This window comes from Streptococcus mitis (assembly GCF_001074635.1).
GTDB classification, from domain to species: domain Bacteria; phylum Bacillota; class Bacilli; order Lactobacillales; family Streptococcaceae; genus Streptococcus; species Streptococcus mitis_E.
In genome coordinates, this window is the sequence record NZ_JUQO01000241.1 from 1 (window position 1) to 4,967 (window position 4,967).

1 tRNA gene and 3 rRNA genes are annotated in these 4,967 nt (G+C 50.0%); all 4 read left to right on the plus strand.

What is annotated here, in order from left to right:
• Positions 1-78 precede the first annotated feature (78 nt).
• The 4 genes from ADI58_RS10225 (at position 79) to rrf (ending at position 4,966) form a co-directional block, all read left to right on the plus strand.
• A 16S ribosomal RNA gene (locus tag ADI58_RS10225) occupies positions 79-1,624 on the plus strand.
• A 51-nt stretch (positions 1,625-1,675) separates the two neighbouring features.
• Positions 1,676-1,748: transfer RNA gene (locus ADI58_RS10230), tRNA-Ala, on the plus strand.
• Positions 1,749-1,872: 124 nt separating this feature from the next.
• Positions 1,873-4,774: ribosomal RNA gene (locus ADI58_RS10235) — 23S ribosomal RNA — on the plus strand.
• Between the two features lie 76 nt (positions 4,775-4,850).
• Positions 4,851-4,966: ribosomal RNA gene (gene rrf, locus ADI58_RS10240) — 5S ribosomal RNA — on the plus strand.
• Together the 16S, 23S and 5S rRNA genes with 1 tRNA gene alongside form the textbook arrangement of a ribosomal RNA operon.
• Position 4,967: the final 1 nt, after the last annotated feature.

Below are 4,967 nucleotides of genomic sequence, written 5' to 3' on the forward strand. Positions count from 1 at the left end.
CTATAACTAAGGTTATAGTACTGAACAATGAAAAAACAATAAATCTGTCAGTGACAGAAATGAGTGAGAACTCAAACTTTTAATGAGAGTTTGATCCTGGCTCAGGACGAACGCTGGCGGCGTGCCTAATACATGCAAGTAGAACGCTGAAGGAGGAGCTTGCTTCTCTGGATGAGTTGCGAACGGGTGAGTAACGCGTAGGTAACCTGCCTGGTAGCGGGGGATAACTATTGGAAACGATAGCTAATACCGCATAATAGTAGATGTTGCATGACATTTGCTTAAAAGGTGCAATTGCATCACTACCAGATGGACCTGCGTTGTATTAGCTAGTTGGTGGGGTAACGGCTCACCAAGGCGACGATACATAGCCGACCTGAGAGGGTGATCGGCCACACTGGGACTGAGACACGGCCCAGACTCCTACGGGAGGCAGCAGTAGGGAATCTTCGGCAATGGACGGAAGTCTGACCGAGCAACGCCGCGTGAGTGAAGAAGGTTTTCGGATCGTAAAGCTCTGTTGTAAGAGAAGAACGAGTGTGAGAGTGGAAAGTTCACACTGTGACGGTATCTTACCAGAAAGGGACGGCTAACTACGTGCCAGCAGCCGCGGTAATACGTAGGTCCCGAGCGTTGTCCGGATTTATTGGGCGTAAAGCGAGCGCAGGCGGTTAGATAAGTCTGAAGTTAAAGGCTGTGGCTTAACCATAGTACGCTTTGGAAACTGTTTAACTTGAGTGCAAGAGGGGAGAGTGGAATTCCATGTGTAGCGGTGAAATGCGTAGATATATGGAGGAACACCGGTGGCGAAAGCGGCTCTCTGGCTTGTAACTGACGCTGAGGCTCGAAAGCGTGGGGAGCAAACAGGATTAGATACCCTGGTAGTCCACGCCGTAAACGATGAGTGCTAGGTGTTAGACCCTTTCCGGGGTTTAGTGCCGCAGCTAACGCATTAAGCACTCCGCCTGGGGAGTACGACCGCAAGGTTGAAACTCAAAGGAATTGACGGGGGCCCGCACAAGCGGTGGAGCATGTGGTTTAATTCGAAGCAACGCGAAGAACCTTACCAGGTCTTGACATCCCTCTGACCGCTCTAGAGATAGAGTTTTCCTTCGGGACAGAGGTGACAGGTGGTGCATGGTTGTCGTCAGCTCGTGTCGTGAGATGTTGGGTTAAGTCCCGCAACGAGCGCAACCCCTATTGTTAGTTGCCATCATTCAGTTGGGCACTCTAGCGAGACTGCCGGTAATAAACCGGAGGAAGGTGGGGATGACGTCAAATCATCATGCCCCTTATGACCTGGGCTACACACGTGCTACAATGGCTGGTACAACGAGTCGCAAGCCGGTGACGGCAAGCTAATCTCTTAAAGCCAGTCTCAGTTCGGATTGTAGGCTGCAACTCGCCTACATGAAGTCGGAATCGCTAGTAATCGCGGATCAGCACGCCGCGGTGAATACGTTCCCGGGCCTTGTACACACCGCCCGTCACACCACGAGAGTTTGTAACACCCGAAGTCGGTGAGGTAACCGTAAGGAGCCAGCCGCCTAAGGTGGGATAGATGATTGGGGTGAAGTCGTAACAAGGTAGCCGTATCGGAAGGTGCGGCTGGATCACCTCCTTTCTAAGGATAAGGAACTGCGCATTGGTCTTGTTTAGTCTTGAGAGGTCTTGTGGGGCCTTAGCTCAGCTGGGAGAGCGCCTGCTTTGCACGCAGGAGGTCAGCGGTTCGATCCCGCTAGGCTCCATTGGTGAGAGATCACCAAGTAATGCACATTGAAAATTGAATATCTATATCAAATAGTAACAAGAAAATAAACCGAAAACGCTGTAGTATTAATAAGAGTTTATGACTGAAAGGTCAGAAAATAAGGTTAAGTTAATAAGGGCGCACGGTGGATGCCTTGGCACTAGGAGCCGAAGAAGGACGTGACAAACGACGATATGCCTTGGGTAGCTGTAAGTAAGCGATGATCCAGGGATTTCCGAATGGGGGAACCCAACAGGTACTACCTGTTACCCGCATCTGTTAAGGATGTGAGGAGGAAGACGCAGTGAACTGAAACATCTAAGTAGCTGCAGGAAGAGAAAGCAAAAGCGATTGCCTTAGTAGCGGCGAGCGAAACGGCAGGAGGGCAAACCGAAGAGTTTACTCTTCGGGGTTGTAGGACTGCAATGTGGACTCAAAGATTATAGAAGAATGGTTTGGGAAGATCAGCCAAAGAGAGTAATAGCCTCGTATTTAAAATAGTCTTTGTACCTAGCAGTATCCTGAGTACGGCGGGACACGAGAAATCCCGTCGGAATCTGGGAGGACCATCTCCCAACCCTAAATACTCCCTAGTGACCGATAGTGAACCAGTACCGTGAGGGAAAGGTGAAAAGCACCCCGGGAGGGGAGTGAAATAGAACCTGAAACCGTGTGCCTACAACAAGTTCGAGCCCGTTAATGGGTGAGAGCGTGCCTTTTGTAGAATGAACCGGCGAGTTACGTTATGATGCGAGGTTAAGTTGAAGAGACGGAGCCGTAGGGAAACCGAGTCTGAATAGGGCGGATTAGTATCATGACGTAGACCCGAAACCATGTGACCTACCCATGAGCAGGTTGAAGGTGCGGTAAGACGCACTGGAGGACCGAACCAGGGCACGTTGAAAAGTGCTTGGATGACTTGTGGGTAGCGGAGAAATTCCAAACGAACTTGGAGATAGCTGGTTCTCTCCGAAATAGCTTTAGGGCTAGCGTCGACATTAGAGATTCTTGGAGGTAGAGCACTGTTTGGGTGAGGGGTCCATCCCGGATTACCAATCTCAGATAAACTCCGAATGCCAATGAATTATGGTCGGCAGTCAGACTGCGAGTGCTAAGATCCGTAGTCGAAAGGGAAACAGCCCAGACCACCAGCTAAGGTCCCAAAATAATTGTTAAGTGGAAAAGGATGTGGGGTTGCACAGACAACTAGGATGTTAGCTTAGAAGCAGCTATTCATTCAAAGAGTGCGTAATAGCTCACTAGTCGAGTGACCCTGCGCCGAAAATGTACCGGGGCTAAAACAATTTACCGAAGCTGTGGATACCTTTATAGGTATGGTAGGAGAGCGTTCTATGTGTGAAGAAGGTGTACCGTGAGGAGTGCTGGAACGCATAGAAGTGAGAATGCCGGTATGAGTAGCGAAAGACAGGTGAGAATCCTGTCCACCGTAAGACTAAGGTTTCCAGGGGAAGGCTCGTCCGCCCTGGGTTAGTCGGGACCTAAGGAGAGACCGAAAGGTGTATCCGATGGACAACAGGTTGATATTCCTGTACTAGAGTATGTAGTGATGGAGGGACGCAGTAGGCTAACTAAAGCAGACGATTGGAAGTGTCTGTCTAAGCAGTGAGGTGTGAACTGAGTCAAATGCTTAGTTCTATAACATTGAGCTGTGATGGGGAGCGAAGTTTAGTAGCGAAGTTAGTGACGTCACACTGCCAAGAAAAGCTTCTAGCGTTTAAACATACTCTACCCGTACCGCAAACCGACACAGGTAGTCGAGGCGAGTAGCCTCAGGTGAGCGAGAGAACTCTCGTTAAGGAACTCGGCAAAATGACCCCGTAACTTCGGGAGAAGGGGTGCTGACTTTACGTCAGCCGCAGTGAATAGGCCCAAGCAACTGTTTATCAAAAACACAGCTCTCTGCTAAATCGTAAGATGATGTATAGGGGGTGACGCCTGCCCGGTGCTGGAAGGTTAAGAGGAGTGCTTAGCGTAAGCGAAGGTATGAATTGAAGCCCCAGTAAACGGCGGCCGTAACTATAACGGTCCTAAGGTAGCGAAATTCCTTGTCGGGTAAGTTCCGACCCGCACGAAAGGCGTAATGATTTGGGCACTGTCTCAACGAGAGACTCGGTGAAATTTTAGTACCTGTGAAGATGCAGGTTACCCGCGACAGGACGGAAAGACCCCATGGAGCTTTACTGCAGTTTGATATTGAGTGTCTGTACCACATGTACAGGATAGGTAGGAGTCTAAGAGATCGGGACGCCAGTTTCGAAGGAGACGTTGTTGGGATACTACCCTTGTGTTATGGCCACTCTAACCCGGATAGGTGATCCCTATCGGAGACAGTGTCTGACGGGCAGTTTGACTGGGGCGGTCGCCTCCTAAAAGGTAACGGAGGCGCCCAAAGGTTCCCTCAGAATGGTTGGAAATCATTCGCAGAGTGTAAAGGTATAAGGGAGCTTGACTGCGAGAGCTACAACTCGAGCAGGGACGAAAGTCGGGCTTAGTGATCCGGTGGTTCCGTATGGAAGGGCCATCGCTCAACGGATAAAAGCTACCCTGGGGATAACAGGCTTATCTCCCCCAAGAGTTCACATCGACGGGGAGGTTTGGCACCTCGATGTCGGCTCGTCGCATCCTGGGGCTGTAGTCGGTCCCAAGGGTTGGGCTGTTCGCCCATTAAAGCGGCACGCGAGCTGGGTTCAGAACGTCGTGAGACAGTTCGGTCCCTATCCGTCGCGGGCGTAGGAAATTTGAGAGGATCTGCTCCTAGTACGAGAGGACCAGAGTGGACTTACCGCTGGTGTACCAGTTGTCTTGCCAAAGGCATCGCTGGGTAGCTATGTAGGGAAGGGATAAACGCTGAAAGCATCTAAGTGTGAAACCCACCTCAAGATGAGATTTCCCATGATTTTATATCAGTAAGAGCCCTGAGAGATGATCAGGTAGATAGGTTAGAAGTGGAAGTGTGGCGACACATGTAGCGGACTAATACTAATAGCTCGAGGACTTATCCAAAGTAACTGAGAATATGAAAGCGAGCGGTTTTCTTGGTTTGAATAGATATTCAATTTTGAGTAGGTATTACTCAGAGTTAAGTGACGATAGCCTAGGAGATACACCTGTACCCATGCCGAACACAGAAGTTAAGCCCTAGAACGCCGGAAGTAGTTGGGGGTTGCCCCCTGTGAGATATGGAAGTCGCTTAGCT